Here is a 19745-nt window from a genome sequence, read left to right on the forward strand (position 1 = left end):
CTGGCTGCGCATCAACGGCAGCCACGATCAGGGTGGTTGAAAAAAAAGCCCTATGACTACTAATGTTGATAGTTTTTCAACGCATTCATGTGCTACGCGACTTTGCCGCTGAGTAAGACTTGCGCCTGTCTGGTTGAAAACTCTGCAACCTCTAGCTAGCCTGACGGTTCGCCCCTGATACCGAATCAAGGATAGATATGGTCGTGGCTAAACATAACGTTGATTATCGACAAGCATTTGACTACACACGAGTTTCATTTGCGGGTACGTTTCAAAAGGAACTGACAAGAAGGATCCTGCTAAAGACAAACTGCAGCCATTACGCAATTTTCTACAAGGCGGCAGTCCCTGTATCACTTCCGAAAGTCTATCTCACTGACAATTTTGACTTTTCCTGCCGGGTTATCTACGACCAGGAAAAAATCTGGATGATGGATCCGGTTCTGGATATAGCCAGTGACGTAGAAATACATCACTGGAGCAACGGGCTGCCCCTGTCGTCACCGAGCATTGTCACAGTGGTAAAAACGTCCGTAGCCAATCGCCTGGCAGATGCTTCGACTTTAATTTATCCCATGCGTAACGGCAGCGTGGCGTCACTGACTCTGATTTGGGCGAACAAAAGCCGACCTGACATTGACTTCAATGAAACCTACGAAACATTGTTTTCGGAATCACGCATGGTCGCCAAAAAAATAAGTCATCTGTCGAAATGCAGCCAATCCGCTGCAAGTAGTCAATTAAATACGCGTGAAGTACGCATCATGCGACTGCTTGCTGATGGCCTGACGTCCAAGCAGGTGGCCGACACCATCAATGTCACGCGTGCGACGGTATACTTTCATGTCAAACAGTTCACCCGAAAGATGAATTCGTCAACACGATCAGAAGCCATTATCAAAGCTGCGTTGCTTAGAATGATATAAGGCAAATTATTTGCCGGATAAAAAACCCGAATCATCAAAGCAAGCTCTTAGACCGAGTGGCCCCACGAATCCCCGTCGAATTGGATCTTTCCTTGACCGTTCCCCGCCCTAAACTGGCCGCACGCCCCGGATCGACCAGGAACGAACACCATGCCTGTAAACAAATTCGACTGCCAACCCGCTCTGCACGGAAGCACGCTGACACTCAGAGCGTTGACCGCCAGTGATTTTGAAGCATTGTTTCTAGCCGCCAGTGACCCTCTCATCTGGGCCGACCACCCCGCCAGCGATCGCTATGAACGGCAGGTATTTGAAGCGTACTTCGCGGCACGACTGGCCAGCGCAAAAGCACTCGCCGTCATCGATATCGAGTCGGGGCAGATCGTGGGAACGTCCAGCTACTACACCCCGCCTGATCAACCCGAGAATATCGCCATCGGCTACACCTTTTTGGTGCGGGAAAAATGGGGTGGCGATGCCAATCGTGAGTTGAAGGCACTGATGCTGGAACATGCATTCACGGTCTACGACATCGTTTATTTCCACGTCGGCCCCGCCAACCTTCGCTCGCAAAAAGCGCTGCTGAAAATCGGCGCCGTGCACTTGTATGATGCCGAGCTGAACCTCTCCGGTGCACCTGCCCTGTGCAAGTGCTACGGATTATCCAGAGCGCAGTGGCTGGCGAACCCGCAGGCCCAGCAGCATGGCGTGCACGTGCCCTGATCCCAAGGGGATCGCGAGTAACACCAGCAAGATCGAAAACCAGTCAAAGAGGCTTGGATACTGGCCGAAAATCACCATCGAACTGAAGATCCCAAACAGTGGGATCAACAGTGACAACGGCGCGACACGCGACATCGGGTATTCGCGCAATAGCAGGTTCCATCCCCAATAACTGAAATGTGTCGCAGCGTAGACCTGAAACGCGAGTGAAAACACGGTTATCGCATTGAGCTGCGACGGCAACGCAGTGAACGGAGCCGAACCGTGCAGCAGCCATGTCAGCAGCATGAGCGGGATGGGAGGAAACACGCTGGCCCACACCACAAACGCGAAGATCTCACGCACCTTCGAGACCTTGATCACGACGTTGCCGATGCTCCACGCCAAGGCGCTGCCAATGACCAGTGCCAAACCGGCCATCGAGGCGTCGCCGGGGCGACTCAGTACGATGCCTGTCAGGCCGGATGCGGCCAGCAAAATGCCAAGCCATTGCAGCCGTCCCAGGCGTTCACCGAAAAAAACCACACCCCAGCCCAAGGTAAAAAACGCACTGAACTGGATCAGCAGCGATGCGGTTCCGGGTGACACGCCCCAGGCGATGCCCAGGTTGATCAATGCCCACATGGCCACACCGAAAATCAATCCGTAAGCAGCCAGCCAGCGAAACGCCACGCGTGGACGCTCGACGAAAAACACCCAAGGCAATGCAGCCAACGTGAAACGCAGCGCGGTCAACAACAGCGGGTCGATAGCGGCCAGTCCGAGTTTGGTCACGGGGAAGTTCAATCCCCAGACAGCCGTCACCAGAACGGCGAGTACAAGATGCTTCTTTTGCATGGTCAATCTTTCCCGGCGCCGAGCGGAAGTACCCGGGCGCGGAAAATATGCCGGCAATCGACATGGCCTGCTTTCAGTCACAGGCCAACTTTCATTAGAATCGGGCCATGCGAGAAATCTCCAGCCATCCCTATCAGAACACCCCGCGCGATGCCGTCGTGACCGCCATCGATTACGCGGACGGGACGCTGTTCCCGCTGCACGATCATCAGCGCGGCCAATTTGCCTACGCTGCGAGCGGCGTCATCACGGTTTTTACCGATGACGGCAACTGGGTCGTGCCGCCGCAACGTGGCATCTGGGTTCCTGCGCAACTGCCCCACTCCATGCAAATGCGCGGGCCTGTCACGCTGCACAACACCTATATCCGTAAACAAGCGGCGCAGCGCCTTGGACTGCCGGGGCAATGTCAGGTACTGGACGTGTCGCCGTTGTTACGCCATCTGCTGTTAAAAGCCATCGCTGTGCCCGCACGCTATTCCACTCAAGGGCATGACGGCCATTTGATGGGGTTGCTACTGCATGAAATCGCCAGCATGCCTGCGCTTTCGCTCAACGCGCCGTTACCGGCAGAACCGCGTCTGGCGACGGTGTGCCGCGCATTTGTGCAGCAGCCTTCTTTGGAGGTCGGTATTGATGAAATGGCGCACCGTGCGGGCATGAGTCGACGCACCTTTACCCGACACTTTCGGCTGCACACCGGGATCAGCTTTATCGAATGGCGGCAACAAGCCTGTCTGCTGGCAGCGATTGTCATGCTGGGCAAAGGTCAGTCGGTCACGCAGGTCGCCATGGACTTGGGTTACAGCAGCTCCAGTGCGTTTGCGACGGTGTTCAAGCAAGTGTTGGGGGAAGTGCCAAGTCGCTACTTTTAGAGGCTTTCGTTTTTACACGTCAGCCACGCCCCCCAAAATAAACTGCTGAAGAACCGCGTCGCCTCGCCAAACCCGGCCTCGCGCAACAGCGTTTGAACCGCTGCCTCGGAATGCGGTGGATCGGCACCTTGCAGAATCTTGCCCAGCTTGGCCTTCACCTCCTCCGCACTCGCCCCCTGCTGCCGCCACCGCTGCCCCCACGCTTGCAGCAATAACGGTTGACTGGCATAGGCGTAATGGTTGCCCGCGACAATCAGCGGCGCGCCCGGCTTGAGACGTGCCTGAATCGATTGCAGGATCTGGCGCTTGGGATCGTCACCGTTCAGATGATGGAGCACGCCGATCAATGTTGCTGCGTCGAATGACGCCTCGGCCGGCAAGTCCTCGACATGCCCGAGATGAACCTGCGTGCGATGCAGCAAGTCGTTGGCCTCCAACTGCTGCACGGCGGCTTCCAGCATCGGCGCGGAGGGATCAACCGCAATGAAACGCCACTGCGGTTCCAGCGCCGCCATCGCAATGATTTCCTGTGCCGTACCGCCCGCGCCGACCACCAGTATGTTGGCCGGTCGCGAACCGAGACTGGCCGCCAACATGCAGGCTGCCAGATCGTGACAGGCGTCGTAGCCGGCCAGGGCGATGCGGCTTTGTCGGGCGTATTCGCTGGCGCGAGAGGTGTCGAATTTTTCCGCTGACGTTGGGTTCACGACGAGGCTCCTTGTTGTTTCAGAGGAAACTACGCCGAGAAACCAGATAAGAAAAATTCATTAATTTTATGTCCTGCATTCCTTGCGGGAATAAGGGCGTGTGAACCGTGTGTTGTCAATGCTGAGCGAGCAATGCCTGCAACCCATTGTGCCCCTCAACGATCAGGCTGCGGATCACTGCCTGATAGTGCTCAGCGTCATTCGGCTCTCGAAGATCGAAACTCGCCGACCAACTGATGAGCGTTTTGTCTTGCTCGGTCAAAGCCACCAGTTTCACGCTGGCCACATAATTATCCAGCGGCAAAGGTGCCTCTTCAAAGCGGTAGGACAGCATTAACGCTGAGTCATCAACCGACAACAGACGCTCTCTGACAACCGCCCCATCGGTCAGCGCGAGTGCGCGAATGCAACCCACCCTTTCAGCCCCCCCGCCTTCGATATGGCTGCTCGCAATCGCAGGATGCCAGGCCTGAATCTCGCCAAACTGCCTCACTACGTTCCAGATCTTTTGTGCATCGCCGTCCAGGACAGCGGAAAATTCAACCATCGACATGACATGAATCCTTGAAATTGATGTTCGCCGATCCCGGCAGCAGACTGCCGGGACCGATGGGCACTCAGCCCTCGAACTGGTGATACACCTTGGCGATGACCTTCCAGGCGCCGTCGATTTTGATCAGGGTCAGGTAGTCGTTGTAGTCGGCGCCAATCGCATCCGTTTCCATGTCCACACGCACCACCGCAGTGGTCGGGGTGATCGCCAGCACGTCGAGTCGCGTGCTGATTTCGGGGGCTGCGCCGTTTTCCTCGACGAAATCGAACAGGTTCTTGATCGGCCCGCCGAGCAGTTCCCCGTTGGTGAAACCGTACATCACTGCCTCTTTATGGAAGGCTTGAGCGACGCCTTGCGCGCTGCCAATGCGAAGGCCTTCGACGTATTGATTGGCGGTTGCGATGACAGCGTTGTATTCAGCCGTCGGCACGGCTTTGATGTTCTTGGACATGATTGTTCCTATCGTTGCAGGTGAATGACAAAGTCTGCCGGGAGCCGGGATTGGCACTCGGCAGCGGGAGTAGCCGACGTTCACCAATCCTGGCGCGTCGGCGAAATGATCAGGTCGTTGACGGTGACGTTTTCCGGTTGGTTGAGCGCGTAGATCACGGCACGCGCGATATCGTCGGGCGCGATGGCGATGCGGTTAAGTTCCTGGGCGGCCTTGCGCCCTTGTGGATCGCTGACCTTGTCCGCCCAGCCGGTATTGATGACGCCGGGGCTGACCGTATTGACGCGGATGCCGTGCTGCACGCCCAACTCCTTGCGCATGGACTCGGTCATGGCCTGCACGAAAAATTTGGTGGCGCTGTAAACACCCGCCGCTGGCCCGACCTGGTGACCGGCCACCGAGTCCATGTTGAGGATCTGCCCGGACTTCTGCTCCAGCATCTTTGGCAGCACGGCCGCTGTGGCATTGAGATAGCCTTTGATGTTCACGTCGATCATCTTGTCCCAATCCGCCACGGCCAGATCGACCCAGTTGGAGAACAGCATCAGCCCGGCGTTGTTCACCAGAATGTCGACAGCGCCATAGGTGTCCTGCGCGAATCTGGCGAGCGCCCGGGTTTGATCCGGCCGGGTCACATCAGTGGTAAATGCACACACGTCATGACCGGCTTCACGCAACTCGGCGACGAACGTATTCAGACCCTTTTCGTCCAGCGCGGCGGCGACGACGCGAACGCCGTGTGCCGCCAGCGCACGTGTGGTGGCCGCCCCGATACCGGACGAAGCACCGGTGACGATGGCGACTTTGTTGTGCAGATAATTCATGTTCCGTTCCTCTTTACAGTGAATGCGATTGCGTCCGGGCAGTCATTCAGGTGTTGGCGGTGGGCCAGTCGATGTAGCCTTTGGCGCCTCCGCCGTAGTAACTCTCACGCGGTGCAATGGTCAGTTCGAAACCGTGCCGCAGACGTTCCACCAGATCGGGGTTGGCAATAAACAGGCGACCAAACGCCACCGCGTCGATGCGGCCCTGCGCCCGACGCTCAAGCGCCATCGCCAGGTCGTAATTGTTGTTGCCAATGAACGCGCCTTCGAACTGCGCACTCAACGCGTCCAGATCCACGCCCGCCGGCACGGTGCGCGAAGTGGCCGTGGCGCCTTCGACGAAATGCAGGTAGGCCAGATTGAATCGATTGAGTTGCTGGATCAGGTACCCGTATGTCGCCATGACGTTGCTGTCGGGCGGCGTATTGCCGGCATCGGGCGTTACAGGTGAAAGGCGGATACCGACGCGATCGCTGCCCCATATCGAAACCACCGCTTCAGTCACTTCCAGCGTCAGCCGCGCACGGTTCTCGATGGAGCCGCCGTACCGGTCGGTGCGCTGATTGGTCGAATCGCGCAGAAACTGGTCGAGCAGATAGCTGTTGGCCGAATGCACTTCCACACCGTCGAAACCGGCGCGCTTGGCGTTCTCGGCAGCCAGTTTGTACTGCTCGGTGATTCCCGGAATTTCCGAGGTCTCAAGCGCACGCGGCATCGACACTTCGACAAAACCTTTCTCGGTGTACGTGCTGCCCTCGGCCTTGATGGCCGAGGGAGCCACAGGCGATTCGCCATTGGGCTGCAACTCGACACTGGAGAAACGCCCGACGTGCCATAGCTGGCTGACGATTTTTCCGCCCGCGGCGTGTACGGCATCGGTGACTTTCTTCCACCCGGCGACCTGCTCTTGCGTCCAGATACCCGGAGTCATCGCATAGCCGCGCCCCTGGGCGGAGATGTTCGTCGCTTCGGCGATGATCAGGCCTGCACTGGCGCGCTGGGCGTAATAGGTCGCATGCATTTCATTCGGCACGCCGTCTTCGGCCATGCGGCTGCGGGTCACCGGTGCCATGACAATCCGGTTGGCTAACTGCAGCGCGCCCATAGTCATGGGCGAGAAAAGGTCGGTATCTACAGCGTTATCAATCATCAGAACTCCAAATCAATAGACCGGTCGTCTAGTAAAAAGACCCAAAAAAACGCCCCTGTGCCAGCGGGCGTGCACTCGTTAAAAGTGCGATTCAAAAGCGAATGTCCGCGAAAAACTCACACTTCGGCTGCGGTACGAGCACGTGAGGGTTCAAGCGCAGCCTTTTCCCACTTGGCAATCACCAGCGGTGCGATGGCATTGCCCAATACATTCAGCGTGGTCGTGCCGCTGTCGATGATCCTGAAAATACCTGCGATCAACGCCACACCCTCTAAAGGAAGACCGGCTGAAGCCAACGTTGCGGAGAGGATGATGATGGCAAACCCGGGCACCCCCGCCGCGCCTTTCGAGGTCAGCACCATCGTCACCACCAGCAGGATCTGCTGCGACAGCGACAGGTCGATGCCATAGAGTTGCGCCACGAAAATCGTCGCCACGCCGAGGAAAATCGAAGCACCGTCCAGATTGAAGGCATACCCGACCGGCACCACGAAACTGACGATCCGACGCGGTACACCGTAGCTCTCCAACCGAGTCATCAACTGCGGCATGACGGCGGCCGATGCGGCACTCGAGAACGCCAGAATCAATTCACTGCGAAAGTAGCGGATCAATTTGAAAATGTTCTCGCCAATCAAGTAACAGATGCCGCCGAGTATCACCAAGGCGAACACCACCAGCGCCAGGTAAACCACCCCGATCAACTTGAGCAACGGCAAGAGCGAGGCAAACCCAAACGTCGCGACAGTCGCACCGATCATGCCGAAGACACCAATCGGCGCGTAGGCCATAACCATTGATACGACCTTGAACATCGCATCGGAAATGCTTTGGACGAGTGCAATGGCCGCTGCACTTTTTTCTCTCGGCAGCGCATTCAGGGCGAGTCCGAACAGCACGGCGAAGAACAGCACCGAGAGCAATTTCGCCTCCGACATCGCCACCAGAACGTTGTCCGGCACGATGTTCTGCAAGATCACCAGCGCGCCTTTTGACGGCTCCATGTTGATCGATGCCGTACCGTGGGACAGGCCGGAAATATCGGTACCGTTACCCGGTTCGAAGATATTTGCGAAACACAGGCCGACAACAATCGCCAGCGCGGTAATTGCAAAAAAATACCCCAGTGACTTGATGCCCATGCGGCCAAATGACTTGTTATCGCCACCGCCGGCAATGCCCAGAATCATGCAGCAGAACACAATCGGTACCACCACCATCTTCATCATCTTGATAAAGATATCGCCCAAAGGCTTCAGGATCTCCGCGCTGACCCATGTTTGATACTGCGGATGAGTGTTGAAATACCAACCGACGATCACGCCAAGCAACAGCCCGGCAACGATTTGCCACACCAGGGGAATACGTTTCATGTCTAGCCTTTTTGTTGGAAGGAAAGGTCTGCGCTAAGGGCAGTTGCTAGAGTCATGAGCTTCCAGCTCACTTGAGACCAAATGGCACAACCGGGTTGTGCCATGACGGGTGTCACTTGGCGAAGAGCTGGCTCATATCCTTGAAAGCCTTGAATTCCAGAGCGTTGCCGCATGGATCAAAGAGAAACATGGTGGCTTGCTCGCCAACCTGCCCCTGAAAGCGAATGTACGGTTCGATCACAAACTCGGTGCCAAAGGACTTCAGGCGTTCGGCCAAGGCTTCCCACTGTTGCCAGCCCAGAATGATGCCGAAGTGCGGAACCGGAACGTCATGACCGTCGACCGGGTTGCTGTGAACACTTTCCTGGGACGCGGTTTTCGGGTGTTCGTGGATGACCAGTTGGTGGCCATAAAAGTCAAAGTCGACCCACTGAGTACTGGAGCGCCCTTCTTCAAGACCAAAGACTTCACCGTAAAAAGTGCGCGCTGCAGCCAGATCGTAAACAGGGATAGCGAGGTGAAAAGGCGAGAGGCTCATCAGAACTCCGATCATATTGTTGTGGGTTGGCGAACGTTCCTGCCGTCATCGGCGTTTTCGGTTCAGCCGCTGCCGGGGGATGGGAAACATCCTAGGACGGAAAACCAAACATAAAAATCAATATATATTTCTCAGAAACACAATTAATATTTGTGAATGATCAAAGAACTGAAGACACTTATCGCCGTTGCGCGCGAAGGTACTTTCGCTGCTGCCGGCAACAAAATCGGCCTCACGCAGGCCGCCGTCAGCGCACAGATCCAGCGCCTGGAAGCTGAACTCGGCTTCGAGCTTTTCGACAGGAAGGGGCGCTCGGCACACCTCAACAAAATGGGCCAGCAGATCCTCCTGCAGGCGCAAGAACTGCTCAGGCTTTACGACAGCCTCGGTTCGACAACGATGGGACTGCCGCCCAGCGTGCTGGTCAACATTGGCGCGATTGCTTCAGTGCAGCGCTCTTATTTGCCGGACGCGCTGGCTAAGTTTCACCAGCACTGCCCGCAGTGCAGATCTCGGGTCGTGCCGGGTTTGTCGATGGAACTGGTCAACCTGGTGGATGCTGGCGAGATCGACATGGCCGTGATCATCCGTCCGCCCTTTTCACTGCAGAGCGACCTGCGCTGGACGACGCTGGCGCTGGAGCCTTACCGGTTGATCGTGCCGCGTGATATGCCGGGAGATGACTGGACCCAGTTGCTTTCCAGCCAGCCGTTCATTCGATATGACCGATCTTCCTTTGGCGGCAGGCAGGTCGACCGCTTTTTACGGCAGATGCATTTCACGCTGCGTGAGGTCTGCGAACTGGATGAGCTGGAGGCGATTATCAAACTGGTCGAGAACGGTGTCGGCGTGGCATTGGTGCCGCAAACGGCGCCCGACTTTGTTTGGCCTGCCGGTGTCCGGGTGCTCGACCTCGGGCAGCACACCTTCCACCGTGATATCGGGCTGGTGCACCGCTCTCGTCAGACCTTCACCGAACCCGTGCGGATGCTGGCTGAACTGATCAGTGCTCAGGTGAAGATCGGTTATGAGTAAGCCTGATTTATGCCTTGATGTCTTCAGAAAGCCCAATCATTAACCGCATCAATAACAGTCATTGATTCAATGAAGTTCTCTTATCAGGCGCGCGGCGTAAGATCGGCTCCAGACCCAACCACTACCCCACGGAGCACACACTCATGAAACGCCAAGCCCTTCTCAGCATCGCTTTCTCACTGTTCGCCCTCAATGCTTTTGCCGCTGAACCTGCCACCCAGACTGATCCACTGTTCAGCGATGCGGTCGCCGCCGCCACTCAGACCGATCCGCTGTTCAGCGACGCAGTAGCCGCCGCCACCCAGACCGATCCACTGTTCAGCGACGCAGTCGCCGAAGGCGGTTCAGACCGTTTGCTCGAACGCCGCGCCGTCTGAATGCTGCGCTTCAGCGCAGTCACCGAAGAAAGGCCCGACCTCACCCGTCGGGCTTTTTTCGTCTGGAAGCGCTGCGCAGCTGCCATGCTCTGCCGGAAAGTTTTCCTCGCCGATCGGCTCGATCACCTAACCTCATAGACTGTGTGATCCATTCGAGCCGCCGCACCCATGCGCAACACATTGAAGTCGTTGTTTTTTGTCGCATTCATGCTGCTGGTTGGCGGCAGTTCGCCGCTGTGGGCAGCCGATTTGCCGGCGCCGGCCACCACTAACGCCGCCGCGCCGCTGCCGGTGATTTCGCAAAGCGATCTGCAGGCGCTGCAACAACGCCTCGACGGCCTCAAACAACAGATTTCTGCAGCGAACAACTACAACCAGCTCGAAGGTCCACAGGATCGGGTGCAGGCGTTCATTCTGGATGTCGATCGGTTATCGGCGGCGTTGTTGCCGCAGCAGGCGCAACTGGCGGTGCAGTTGGGGGTGTTGGGGGCTGCGCCGGATGCCGATCTGGCGGCTGAGCAGGCAGACATCGTCGCGCAGCGGGCGTCGCTGGCCGAACAAAAGAGCAAGGTCGACGGCACGTTGAAGAGCCTGGCGGCGCTGAAGCAGAGCGCGGCGGATCTGATTACGCAGATCGCCGGTATTCGCCGCACACTGCTTGAAAGTGAGCTGACGCTGGGCACTGACAGCGTGTTGAGCCCGAGTTTCTGGTCGCCGCTGGTGAGTCCGAGTGACGACGACCGTCAGCGTTTACGCTTTTTCGTCGCCCAGGTGCGCGATACCTGGGCCACCGTGTGGGCACCAGGGGAACGTTTTTACACCAGTGTGTTGATGGCGTTGGCGCTGATCATCTGGACATTTGGGCGCAGGCTGGCCGAACGCGGTCTGACCTGGGTGTGCATTCACCGCATGCCCGAGGGCCGCCTGCGTCGCAGTGCATTGGCATTCGCCTCGGCGCTGGCAACCATCGCTACCACCGGCATTGCCTTGCAATTGTTGTTCTACGCCTGCACCCGCCATCAACCCTTGCCGCCAGTGCTGGAAACCTTCTCCGAAGAGTTCGAGAAGGTCGTGTATGCCTGCGTGCTGCTCACCGGGTTGAGCCGCGCGTTGCTGTCGACCGAACACCCCTCGTGGCGCCTGCCGGCAATTGCCGATCAGGTGGCGCTGGCGCTCAGGCCCTACCCGCGTATTTTGTCCTGCACGTTATTGGTGCTGGTGACGCTGGTGCAGGTCAGCAATGCCACGGGCATGAGCAGCCAGATTGTGATTGCCGGGCGCGGGGTCATTTCAATCGTCGTGCTGGCGATCGTGACGGTCCTGCTGCTGCGCGTCGGCAAGGTGCGCAAGGCACTGGTCGCGGCCAATGATGCGGCGGCGGCCAACAGTACGTTCGCCGGGGTGATTTACACCATTGCCAGCCTCTCGATGTTCGTCTCGGCGATCGCTTTGCTCACCGGGTATGTGTCGCTGGCGCGGTTCATCAGTTATGAGCTGGTGTGGGCGTACATTGTCTTGTCGGGTTTCTACCTGCTGATTCAACTGGTCAAGGACGCCTGTGAGCATGTGTTTTCACCCCGACATGCGAGCGGCAAGGCGCTCAAACAGCTGCTCGGCATTGGTGATCGACGACTTGGTCAGATCGAGATTCTGCTGTCGGGTTTCAGTCGGGCAGCGCTGCTGTTGCTGGCGGTCATCGCCCTGTTTGTCGGCGGCATCGGCACGACGCTCGGGCAACTGACGAGCAACATCATGGCGATCCTCGGCGGCGCCGGGCTGCGCAAACTGAACATCGTCCCCGGCCACCTGCTCAATGCCGTCCTCGCACTGATGATCGGCATCTGGCTGATCCGCGCCCTGCGCCGTTGGCTCGACAACGAGTTCCTGCCTAAAACCGACATGGACCCGGGCATGTGTGCCTCGCTGAGCACGCTGTTTTCCAACATCGGTTACGCCTTCGTGATTCTGCTGACGTTGTCGTCGCTGGGGGTGCAGTGGACCAATCTGGCGTGGATTGTCAGTGCGCTGTCGGTGGGTATCGGTTTCGGCCTGCAGGAAATCGTGAAGAACTTCGTCTCCGGCCTGATTCTGTTGACTGAGCGGCCGGTGAAAGTCGGCGACTTGATCAGCATCAGTGGCGTCGAAGGCGACATCCGCCGCATCAACGTGCGCGCCACGGAAATCCAGCTCAGCGACCGCTCGATCGTCATCGTGCCCAACTCGCAACTGATCTCGCAGAACCTGCGCAACGTGACGTTGGGCGGCAGCGCCCAAGGCGTGGCGGGGCTGGAACTGGTGTTCCCGCTGGACATCGATCCTGAAGAGGTCAAAGACCTGTTGCTCAACACTTATCGCGAGAACGAAACCATCCTCGATAAACCCGCACCTTTCGTGCGTTTCAGCAAGTTGTCGCCGGACGGGATTACCTTGTCGGTCACCGGATATGTAGGCAGCCCGAGGATTGTCGGGGTGACCAAAAGTGACTTGTTGTTTGAAATTCTCAAGCGCCTCGGAGCGGCCGGAATCGCATTGGCGAAACCGCCGGGAACGACGTAAGCGGGTTATTCCCGAAGCGCCTAAATGCCTGCCTTTTAGGTCTTTATTGGCGGTCAGACAGCAACCTTATACTCGAGCGGTTTACTCATCGTTCAATAAGGATGTTCCATGCCTCGACGTCTTCTACTGGCGGCGCTGTTCGTCGCCGTCGCCGGTTGTGCCAGCCCTCCTCCTGCCTCCGTTCACACCCATGATCCCGCCAGTTCGACCCTGCAAGGCGATGCTTCGCGGCCGGCGCAGGCGCAGTGGATTCGCACCGAGTTGTACTTCTCCGTGGGCTCGATTGATGGAAAGGAAGGTGCGGTCAGCCCGGCGCGCTGGCGCGAGTTTCTTGATCAGGAAGTCACGTCGCGCTTTCCCGATGGTTTCAGTGTGTTGGATGCTTATGGGCAGTGGCGGGACAAGGGCGCGAAAGAGCCTGAGCGCTTGAGCACCAAGGTGATTGTGATCTTGCATGAGAACAGTGCGAAGAATGGGGCCAGCATCGAAGCGATTCGACTGGCTTACAAGCGTATTACCGGGGATCTGTCGGTGCTGCGGTTGTCGCAGCCGGCGGAGGTGTCCTTCTAGAATCAGAAGCCCCTCACCCTAGCCCTCTCCCCGAGGGAGAGGGAACTGATTGGGGGATATTGGAGAAGTACGCCGACCTGAACGTGGCTCACTGAATCCATAATCGACCTCGACCTGTGCTTGCCTCACTGAATCCATAATCGACTCGGTCTTTCAGGTCGATGTATCACCCAAGACACCTCGGTCGGCCCCCTCTCCCTCTGGGAGAGGGCTGGGGTGAGGGTCCGCTTTCAAACGACTTAATCCAGCCAAAAGCACAGCCCCCACCAGCAACACCCCAATCCCGAAAAACGCCCCAACCCCCACCACCGTCACGCTGGAATACAGCATGTACAGGCACAACCCGAAAAACAGCAGCGGCAACAGCGGATACAACGGCACCTTCACCGGCCTCGGCACCTCGGGGAAACGCCGTCGCAGAATGATCAGCGCCACACTGCTCAAGCTCAAGAACAGCCAATACACCGGGGTCAGGTATTCGACCATGGTGTTGAAGCCACTCTGGGTAAAACTGCCGAACAGCACTAGCAACAACGCCACCGCGCCTTCTGCCAGCAACGCTTTGCGCGGTACACCGTCGCGGTCGTCCCAGTCGCCGAAACTGCGCAGTGGCGGCACATCGCGCGCAGCAGCGTAGGTGGTGCGCACGCCGACCAGCAGGGTCGAGTTGATGGTCGCAATCGCGGCAATGCCGACCATCAGCAAAATCAGCATGACACCCGGTGCACCGAAGGCCCGGTTCAACAACTCAACCGCTGGTGCATTGCTGGCGGCCAGTCCAGCGAATCCCAAGCCCTGAACGAACGCCCAGTTGAGCGCCAGATAGATCGCCATCAACACGCTCAGCGCACCGAGCATGGCGATGAAAATCCCCCGCCGGCCATCACGCACTTCCGCCGACAACGTCGCCGCATCGCTCCAGCCGCCGAACGCCAGAAAGACGAAAATCATCGCCGCCGAAAACCCGGCCATCCCGGTGTTTTCCGCGACGGGCGAGAAATCCGGCGCAGGCGCTTCGATGCCTTGCCAGGCCAAAAACACGCCGGCACTGGCAATGCTCAAAAAACCCAGTGCCAACAGCCCCACCAACAAGGTCTGGGTCATAAAACCAATGTGCTTGCCAGTGAGGTTGAGCAGCACCAGCGCCGTAATCACCGCCCCGGCAAACAGCCCCGAACCGTACTGCCCCAATGGCACCACCGCATTGACGTAATCGGCAAACATGAACGCCGAAGGCTATCCACCCGGTGTGCATCACCGAAAACCGCGACCAGGCGAACAGCAATCCCATGCGTTCGCCGTACGCAGTGCGCAGAAAGTGATAGTCGCCGCCCGGGTGCGGAAACGCTGTGGCCATCTCGGCAAAACACAGCGCGCCCATCATCGATGCGACACCGCCCAGCACCCACACCAGGTAGAAATGCTCCGGCCCAACGTTGAGGGCCACGGTCGGCGCGGTTTTCAGGATATCGGTGGTGATCACCATGCCCAGCGTGATCAACAACGCCTGAAACACCGGCAGATGCCGCCCCGGCCCCGCGTCAGAAACCATAGGTAGCGCGGGCGTAGTAATAGGCGCCGTTGGTGCCGATGGGCGAGAGCACGTCGTACGGCAGATTGCCGCCGTAGTTGATCGCCGAGCCGGAACGTTCCGGGTAGTTGTCGGTGAGGTTGTTGCCGCCCACGGCAAGGTTAAATTTCGGGGTGAATTTGTAAGCCACCTCGGCGTCCAGTTGCCACACCGCGCCGTAGGTTTGCTCTGGTTGCGAGTCGCCGAAATCGAACACACGGGTGGTCTCGCCCTGGCGCGTCAATCGCCCGAGCAGGCCCCAGTGTTCGCTGGCCCAGTTGGCGGAAAAGATGAAGCGATCCTTCGGCGCTGCATCGGTCAGGGTGTTGGTTTCCTCGACGCCAACCAGGGCGTCATTGCCGATACCCAGGGCCGTCAGTTGCGACGGCGTGCCTTTGGTGCTGGTGACTTTGGTGTGGTTGTAGGTATACGCGGTGGTCAGGCCCAGTTGCCCTTCGTAGAACGGCTGATGGTAGTTGAGCACCAGTTCGGCGCCGTGGGTGCTGGTGTCCGCAGCGTTGGTGAAGAAGTTGACGTCGTGCACGCCAGCAACGCCGAAGTTGTCATTGATGTAGTTTTCCAGGGCATCGCTGCCAATGCGTTGCGACAGGGTGATGCGGTCTTTGACGTCAATGCGGAACACGTCCAGCGAGGCGTCGAAGCGCTCGTTCAACTGGAAAGTCAGGCCGAGGCTGAAGTTCTTCGAGGTTTCCGGATCGAGCTTCTCGGCGCCGAGTGCACGGGCGATCGGATCGTTGACCGAGAGCACGCGGATGTCAGTCAGCGTGCCGCCATCGCCAAAGTTGCTGGTGGTGTTCTGAAAGCCGCTTTGGGCCAGCGACGGCGCGCGGAAGTTATTCGAGACCGCACCGCGCAGGGCCCATTGCTCGGTGAGTTTGTAGCGACCACTGAGCTTGCCGGTCAGTTTGCTGCCGGCATCGTCGTAATGCTCCCAGCGGGTGGCGGCGTCGACGAAGAAGCGGTCGGTGAGATCACCGGACAGCTCGGCATAAGTACCGAACACGTTGCGATCCAGATCCGACTCTTCGCTCGGGCGCAGGCCATTGGCGCCGTCGGCACCGGAGCCGATGTAGGAGGCCTCGTCACCGGCGTAGGTCAGGTAGTTTTCGTAGCGGTATTCACCGCCGACCGCCAGTACGAACGAGCGCTCGCCGAGGCGCAATTCGCGGCTGAAATCGAGGTTGGTGGTGGTCTGGCGCAGCTCGTAATCGCCGGTGTCGAACTTCGTGGGTGAGTCTTCGCCGAGGCTGGCGTTAAGCGTGCGCCGGGTCGAGCCATCGAAGCGGTTGCGACCGTGGGTGACGCTGCTGTCGAAGTCCCACTCGTCACCGATCAGGCCTTTGAAACCGGCGGTGGCGGAGACGTCTTTATTGTCGCCGAGCGATTGTGGCAAGTAGCCGTTGGGGTAGAACTGCGGCTGTTCGGACGGGTAGCGATAGAACTCGGCGCCGGTGGTGTGGCGCTGATTGTAGGTGCCGAAGCTGTAGGCTTTGCCGCCGGCCAGCGGCAATTCGCTGTTGAACCAAAGGTTGACGTCCCGCGCGACGCCGTCGCCCATCACATAGTTGCGCTGGCCGGGGCTGTCGGCAAAACCGTCGAAACCGGCGCGGTTGGTCGGATTGCGATCCTTGTATTCGGTGCCGCCACGGATAAACCCGCCCTCTTCGCCCAGGCGCGTACCGATCTTCGCGGTGGTGACGCTGTTCTGGCCGTCGGTGGTGGTCTTGTCGATGGCGTCTTGATGCGTGTGATAGGCGCCATAGCTGGTGGACACTTCGCCGCCCTCGGGCGCGTCGTCGAGAATGATGTTGATGACCCCGGCGATCGCATCGGAGCCGTACTGCGCACCGGCGCCGTCACGCAGCACTTCGATGCGTTTGATCGCGCTGATCGGGATCGAGTTGAAGTCCACCGGTGCTGTCCCGCGACCAATCTTCGAGGAGTCGTTGACCACCGCTGACGTGTGGCGGCGCTTGCCGTTGACCAGCACCAACACCTGATCCGGGCTCATGCCACGCAGTTGCGCCGCGCGCACGTGGTCGGCGCCACCGGAGTTGGATTGGCGCGGCAGGCTGAAGGACGGCAATAACGTCTGCAACGCCGCGCCCAATTCACCGTCAGCGCCGCCGGCGGATTTGAGGTCTTCGGCGGTGAGCACGTCGACCGGCACCGGCGAATCGAGCACGGTGCGCGAAGTGCCGCGAGTGCCGGTGACCAACACGGTGCCGAGTCGGGATTCGCTGTCGGCGCTGACGGAGGTTTCTTCGGCGTTGGCCGGAAGTTGCCAAATGGCGGACACGACGGCAGCCGCCAGTAATGAACGGGAACGGTAATGCATATAACAGCTCCTTGAATCGCAGTTAATATCCGGCCGTTACCGACAATAAAGTTCGGCAAGCAATGCGCGGCAATGTCTGCTGTAGTTTTGGATTTCTGGAAGGCAGTGAAGGCTTTTTTACGGCGAGTTGCAGTTTCCCCAGCGTGAGTCGTTTCCCCTTGAAGCCCGATGCTAGACGAGCTGCCACAGGTCGTAAAAGAACCAATAACGCTTAGGTTAGATCGCTCTAAAGGAGTGTTCTTAGTTCAGCACAAGTGTTGCTGAGCCAACACTTAAACCAACTAACAAACTACTAAATCAACTGTAAACACGATTCCTGTGGGAGCTGGCTTGCCAGCGATGACGGTGTATCAGCCAACAAAGATATCGACTGACAGGACCTCATCGCTGGCAAGCCAGCTCCCACAGGATACGAGGCTTAATCGAACTCTTTTGCCAGCCAGGCATCCTCGGCAATATCCAGTTCATCACCACTGAATCGCTGCTCGGCAAACGGATCAGCGTGCAGATGAAAGCCGTTCTGCTCCCAGAACCCCGGGTGTTCCTGCTCAACGAATTCAAGCCCGCGCAACCACTTCGCGCTCTTCCAGAAATACCGCCCCGCCACCACCAGCCGCAGTGGCCAGCCATGTTGCGCGGTCAGCGGCTGACCGGCGTAATGAGTGGCCAGCAGACTGTCAGGGTGCAGCAAATCCCCAAGTCGCAAGTTGGTCTGGTAATCGTGGTCGGCATGGGCCATGACGAAAGCCGAAGTTGGCTGAATATCGAACGCCTGCAACAGATCCTGCAGATGCACCCCGCTCCACTCGGTGTCGAACTTCGACCAGCGTGTCACGCAATGGATGTCACAGCGCAGTTGTCGTTGCGGCAGTGCCTGCAGGTCGGCGTAACGTAATTCGATCGGCCGTGCGAGCGTGCCGGACAGGCGCAGTGACCAATCGGCGAGGTTGTATTGCGGTATTTCGCCTTCGTGCAGGATCGGAAATCGCTCTGTCAGCACCTGGCCTGGGGGCAGTCGCTCACCGAACGCCGGATCGACTTTCGGCGAACGGCTTTTGCGTAAGCGCGACGCTTTGTTGTGCATGGCAGCTCCAGAATTCTACGTGGCACCTCGTCCGTGTGGGAGCTGGCTTGCCAGCGATGAGGTCATTCCAGTCAATATCTCTGCTGACAGACACTCCGCCATCGCTGCGATGCGGCGACCCGACAAGCCAGCTCCCACAGGTTCCTTTGTTGGATTTGATGATTCAGTTAGCCACCGGAATCCACGACGCCCGCGCGACATTCGCGGTATCACCGAAGCTCGGAAGTTTCTGCGCCAGGTCGCGAACGTTCTTCACATCCAGATCCAGCAACTGTTGACGGGTAATCAGCGTCGGTGGCACCAGCACCTGATGCCCCGGATTTTCACCGGCAATCAACATCGCCAGACTGCGCACGCTGATCGCCCCCGCCACTTGCGGATTGACCGCGGCCGTTGCCGCCCAGGCGCTGTCCGGTTCTTTCATGATCTGAATATCGGCGGTGGAAATATCGGCGCTGTAGATCTTCACCTTGCTCGTCAGCCCCGCTTCATCCACGGCGATTTTCGCGCCTTTGGCGAACTCATCGAACGGCGCGAAAATCACGCTGATGCCAGGGTTTGCCCGAAGCACAGCACTGGCCTGATCGGCGACCGAGTTGGCGATCGGTGGATTCAGCGTGCCAAAGCGGGCCTTTTCGACAATCCCCGGATTGGCTTTCTTCACCTGACTCCAGATCTCGTCACGCCGCTCCATCGGCGTAAAACCGCTGATGTACACATAGCCGGCATCGAACTTCGTGCCGTTATCCTTCACGGCTTGATCAAGGGCCAGACGTGCCAGCGCATGGTGATCCTGCTCGACCTGAGTCACTTGCGGCGTGTTCAGATCGACGTCGAAAGCGACGACTTTGATGCCTTTGGCAATGGCCCGGTCAATCGGTGCTTTCAGCGTTTCCGCCAAGCCGAGCTGGACAATGATGCCGTCGACGCCCAGATCGATCGCCTGATCGATCATCTCGCCCTGACTCGCTGCCTGCTGCCGGGCATCGAATACGCGCAGATGGGCGCCGAGGGCTTCGGTCTGTTTTTCGACGCCGCGCAAATACGCCTCGGGGAAATCCCCGGAAAACAAATACCCCACCAGCGCGATCTGTACCTGTCCTTTGTCGAACGGCGCTGGCGCACCGGGCAAGGCGCTGGCCTGAGCGCTCAGCGCCATTGCCGAAAATAACGCCCCGGCGAAGCAGTGACGGGCGAACTGGGTGATTGAACCGTGCATACAACATCCTTGAATGAA

19 protein-coding genes and 1 pseudogene are annotated in these 19745 nt (G+C 58.4%); 7 read left to right on the forward strand and 13 right to left on the reverse strand.

Going from position 1 to position 19745, the window contains the following annotated elements:
- Nucleotides 1–203 precede the first annotated feature (203 nt).
- Together ACIF4X_RS04320 and ACIF4X_RS04325 are read left to right on the forward strand one after the other, a co-directional pair.
- Nucleotides 204–926, forward strand: coding sequence for a LuxR C-terminal-related transcriptional regulator (locus ACIF4X_RS04320; RefSeq protein ID WP_397481077.1), 723 nt, complete (start codon nucleotides 204–206; stop codon nucleotides 924–926).
- A 150-nt stretch (nucleotides 927–1076) separates the two neighbouring features.
- Nucleotides 1077–1649: a GNAT family N-acetyltransferase gene (locus ACIF4X_RS04325; RefSeq protein WP_397481078.1), complete on the forward strand. Its 573-nt coding sequence runs from the start codon at nucleotides 1077–1079 to the stop codon at nucleotides 1647–1649.
- On the opposite strand, the gene ACIF4X_RS04330 is transcribed toward ACIF4X_RS04325, so the two are convergent.
- On the reverse strand, nucleotides 1587–2486 hold the full coding sequence (locus ACIF4X_RS04330; RefSeq protein WP_397481079.1) for an EamA family transporter: 900 nt from the start codon (nucleotides 2484–2486) through the stop codon (nucleotides 1587–1589). The genes ACIF4X_RS04325 and ACIF4X_RS04330 overlap by 63 nt on opposite strands.
- A gap of 107 nt (nucleotides 2487–2593) precedes the next feature.
- Between ACIF4X_RS04330 and ACIF4X_RS04335 the strand changes: the two genes are divergently transcribed.
- A complete protein-coding gene (locus ACIF4X_RS04335) occupies nucleotides 2594–3361 on the forward strand; it encodes an AraC family transcriptional regulator (RefSeq protein WP_397481080.1) in 768 nt (255 codons plus the stop codon).
- On the opposite strand, the gene ACIF4X_RS04340 is transcribed toward ACIF4X_RS04335, so the two are convergent.
- From ACIF4X_RS04340 to ACIF4X_RS04370, 7 genes are all read right to left on the reverse strand, one after another.
- Nucleotides 3358–4068, reverse strand: coding sequence for a class I SAM-dependent methyltransferase (locus ACIF4X_RS04340; protein ID WP_397481081.1), 711 nt, complete (start codon nucleotides 4066–4068; stop codon nucleotides 3358–3360). The two genes, ACIF4X_RS04335 and ACIF4X_RS04340, sit on opposite strands and share 4 nt — an antisense overlap.
- 115 nt (nucleotides 4069–4183) lie before the next feature.
- The gene (locus tag ACIF4X_RS04345; protein ID WP_397481082.1) at nucleotides 4184–4621 is read right to left on the reverse strand and encodes an SRPBCC family protein; all 438 of its coding nucleotides are present in this window, start codon (nucleotides 4619–4621) and stop codon (nucleotides 4184–4186) included.
- 64 nt (nucleotides 4622–4685) lie between these two features.
- A complete protein-coding gene (locus tag ACIF4X_RS04350; protein ID WP_397481083.1) occupies nucleotides 4686–5072 on the reverse strand; it encodes a nuclear transport factor 2 family protein in 387 nt (128 codons plus the stop codon).
- Nucleotides 5073–5152: 80 nt separating this feature from the next.
- Nucleotides 5153–5896 (reverse strand): SDR family oxidoreductase, encoded by a 744-nt coding sequence (locus ACIF4X_RS04355; RefSeq protein WP_397481084.1) that lies wholly within the window; start codon nucleotides 5894–5896, stop codon nucleotides 5153–5155.
- Nucleotides 5897–5942: 46 nt separating this feature from the next.
- Nucleotides 5943–7046, reverse strand: a complete 1104-nt coding sequence (locus ACIF4X_RS04360; RefSeq protein WP_397481085.1) for an alkene reductase — start codon at nucleotides 7044–7046, stop codon at nucleotides 5943–5945.
- Between the two features lie 116 nt (nucleotides 7047–7162).
- Nucleotides 7163–8419, reverse strand: coding sequence for a cation:dicarboxylate symporter family transporter (locus ACIF4X_RS04365; RefSeq protein ID WP_397481086.1), 1257 nt, complete (start codon nucleotides 8417–8419; stop codon nucleotides 7163–7165).
- Between the two features lie 112 nt (nucleotides 8420–8531).
- Nucleotides 8532–8957 (reverse strand): VOC family protein, encoded by a 426-nt coding sequence (locus ACIF4X_RS04370; protein WP_026000724.1) that lies wholly within the window; start codon nucleotides 8955–8957, stop codon nucleotides 8532–8534.
- A gap of 156 nt (nucleotides 8958–9113) precedes the next feature.
- On the opposite strand from ACIF4X_RS04370, the gene ACIF4X_RS04375 reads away from it, so the two are divergent.
- The 4 genes from ACIF4X_RS04375 to ACIF4X_RS04390 all read left to right on the forward strand — a co-directional run bounded on the left by ACIF4X_RS04375 (nucleotide 9114) and on the right by ACIF4X_RS04390 (nucleotide 13495).
- Entirely contained in the window at nucleotides 9114–9992 is an 879-nt protein-coding gene (locus ACIF4X_RS04375) for a LysR family transcriptional regulator (protein WP_397481087.1), read from the forward strand.
- A 143-nt stretch (nucleotides 9993–10135) separates the two neighbouring features.
- A complete protein-coding gene (locus ACIF4X_RS04380; protein WP_134177877.1) occupies nucleotides 10136–10369 on the forward strand; it encodes a hypothetical protein in 234 nt (77 codons plus the stop codon).
- 168 nt (nucleotides 10370–10537) lie between these two features.
- A complete protein-coding gene (locus tag ACIF4X_RS04385) occupies nucleotides 10538–12925 on the forward strand; it encodes a DUF3772 domain-containing protein (RefSeq protein WP_397481088.1) in 2388 nt (795 codons plus the stop codon).
- A gap of 108 nt (nucleotides 12926–13033) precedes the next feature.
- Nucleotides 13034–13495, forward strand: a complete 462-nt coding sequence (locus ACIF4X_RS04390; protein ID WP_397481089.1) for a DUF3574 domain-containing protein — start codon at nucleotides 13034–13036, stop codon at nucleotides 13493–13495.
- Nucleotides 13496–13648: 153 nt separating this feature from the next.
- Here ACIF4X_RS04390 and ACIF4X_RS04395 read toward each other — a convergent pair whose 3' ends face one another.
- The 5 genes and pseudogenes from ACIF4X_RS04395 to ACIF4X_RS04415 all read right to left on the reverse strand — a co-directional run bounded on the left by ACIF4X_RS04395 (nucleotide 13649) and on the right by ACIF4X_RS04415 (nucleotide 19727).
- Nucleotides 13649–14719 (reverse strand): APC family permease, encoded by a 1071-nt coding sequence (locus ACIF4X_RS04395; RefSeq protein ID WP_397481090.1) that lies wholly within the window; start codon nucleotides 14717–14719, stop codon nucleotides 13649–13651.
- A 94-nt stretch (nucleotides 14720–14813) separates the two neighbouring features.
- Nucleotides 14814–15047 (reverse strand): annotated as a pseudogene (locus tag ACIF4X_RS04400) (amino acid permease); the annotation flags it as partial.
- Nucleotides 15037–17424 (reverse strand): TonB-dependent receptor plug domain-containing protein, encoded by a 2388-nt coding sequence (locus tag ACIF4X_RS04405; RefSeq protein ID WP_397481091.1) that lies wholly within the window; start codon nucleotides 17422–17424, stop codon nucleotides 15037–15039. The gene ACIF4X_RS04405 and the pseudogene ACIF4X_RS04400, both read right to left, overlap by 11 nt.
- A 418-nt stretch (nucleotides 17425–17842) precedes the next feature.
- Complete coding sequence (locus ACIF4X_RS04410) at nucleotides 17843–18508, reverse strand: sulfite oxidase-like oxidoreductase (RefSeq protein WP_397481092.1); 666 nt, start codon at nucleotides 18506–18508, stop codon at nucleotides 17843–17845.
- A 163-nt stretch (nucleotides 18509–18671) separates the two neighbouring features.
- The gene (locus ACIF4X_RS04415; RefSeq protein WP_397481093.1) at nucleotides 18672–19727 is read right to left on the reverse strand and encodes a substrate-binding domain-containing protein; all 1056 of its coding nucleotides are present in this window, start codon (nucleotides 19725–19727) and stop codon (nucleotides 18672–18674) included.
- Nucleotides 19728–19745 lie beyond the last annotated feature (18 nt).

Origin of the sequence: Pseudomonas sp. NPDC085632, assembly GCF_044541255.1 — a bacterium.
GTDB lineage: Bacteria > Pseudomonadota > Gammaproteobacteria > Pseudomonadales > Pseudomonadaceae > Aquipseudomonas.

What these genes read in the sequence shown, in the direction of transcription:
- ACIF4X_RS04325 (WP_397481078.1), top strand. Translation starts at nt 1,077, where the DNA reads ATGCCTGTAAACAAATTCGACTGCCAACCCGCTCTGCACGGAAGCACG.
- ACIF4X_RS04330 (WP_397481079.1), bottom strand. Translation starts at nt 2,486, where the DNA reads ATGCAAAAGAAGCATCTTGTACTCGCCGTTCTGGTGACGGCTGTCTGG.
- ACIF4X_RS04335 (WP_397481080.1), top strand. Translation starts at nt 2,594, where the DNA reads ATGCGAGAAATCTCCAGCCATCCCTATCAGAACACCCCGCGCGATGCC.
- ACIF4X_RS04345 (WP_397481082.1), bottom strand. Translation starts at nt 4,621, where the DNA reads ATGTCGATGGTTGAATTTTCCGCTGTCCTGGACGGCGATGCACAAAAG.
- ACIF4X_RS04350 (WP_397481083.1), bottom strand. Translation starts at nt 5,072, where the DNA reads ATGTCCAAGAACATCAAAGCCGTGCCGACGGCTGAATACAACGCTGTC.
- ACIF4X_RS04355 (WP_397481084.1), bottom strand. Translation starts at nt 5,896, where the DNA reads ATGAATTATCTGCACAACAAAGTCGCCATCGTCACCGGTGCTTCGTCC.
- ACIF4X_RS04360 (WP_397481085.1), bottom strand. Translation starts at nt 7,046, where the DNA reads ATGATTGATAACGCTGTAGATACCGACCTTTTCTCGCCCATGACTATG.
- ACIF4X_RS04365 (WP_397481086.1), bottom strand. Translation starts at nt 8,419, where the DNA reads ATGAAACGTATTCCCCTGGTGTGGCAAATCGTTGCCGGGCTGTTGCTT.
- ACIF4X_RS04370 (WP_026000724.1), bottom strand. Translation starts at nt 8,957, where the DNA reads ATGAGCCTCTCGCCTTTTCACCTCGCTATCCCTGTTTACGATCTGGCT.
- ACIF4X_RS04375 (WP_397481087.1), top strand. Translation starts at nt 9,114, where the DNA reads ATGATCAAAGAACTGAAGACACTTATCGCCGTTGCGCGCGAAGGTACT.
- ACIF4X_RS04380 (WP_134177877.1), top strand. Translation starts at nt 10,136, where the DNA reads ATGAAACGCCAAGCCCTTCTCAGCATCGCTTTCTCACTGTTCGCCCTC.
- ACIF4X_RS04385 (WP_397481088.1), top strand. Translation starts at nt 10,538, where the DNA reads ATGCGCAACACATTGAAGTCGTTGTTTTTTGTCGCATTCATGCTGCTG.
- ACIF4X_RS04390 (WP_397481089.1), top strand. Translation starts at nt 13,034, where the DNA reads ATGCCTCGACGTCTTCTACTGGCGGCGCTGTTCGTCGCCGTCGCCGGT.
- ACIF4X_RS04395 (WP_397481090.1), bottom strand. Translation starts at nt 14,719, where the DNA reads ATGTTTGCCGATTACGTCAATGCGGTGGTGCCATTGGGGCAGTACGGT.
- ACIF4X_RS04405 (WP_397481091.1), bottom strand. Translation starts at nt 17,424, where the DNA reads ATGCATTACCGTTCCCGTTCATTACTGGCGGCTGCCGTCGTGTCCGCC.
- ACIF4X_RS04410 (WP_397481092.1), bottom strand. Translation starts at nt 18,508, where the DNA reads ATGCACAACAAAGCGTCGCGCTTACGCAAAAGCCGTTCGCCGAAAGTC.
- ACIF4X_RS04415 (WP_397481093.1), bottom strand. Translation starts at nt 19,727, where the DNA reads ATGCACGGTTCAATCACCCAGTTCGCCCGTCACTGCTTCGCCGGGGCG.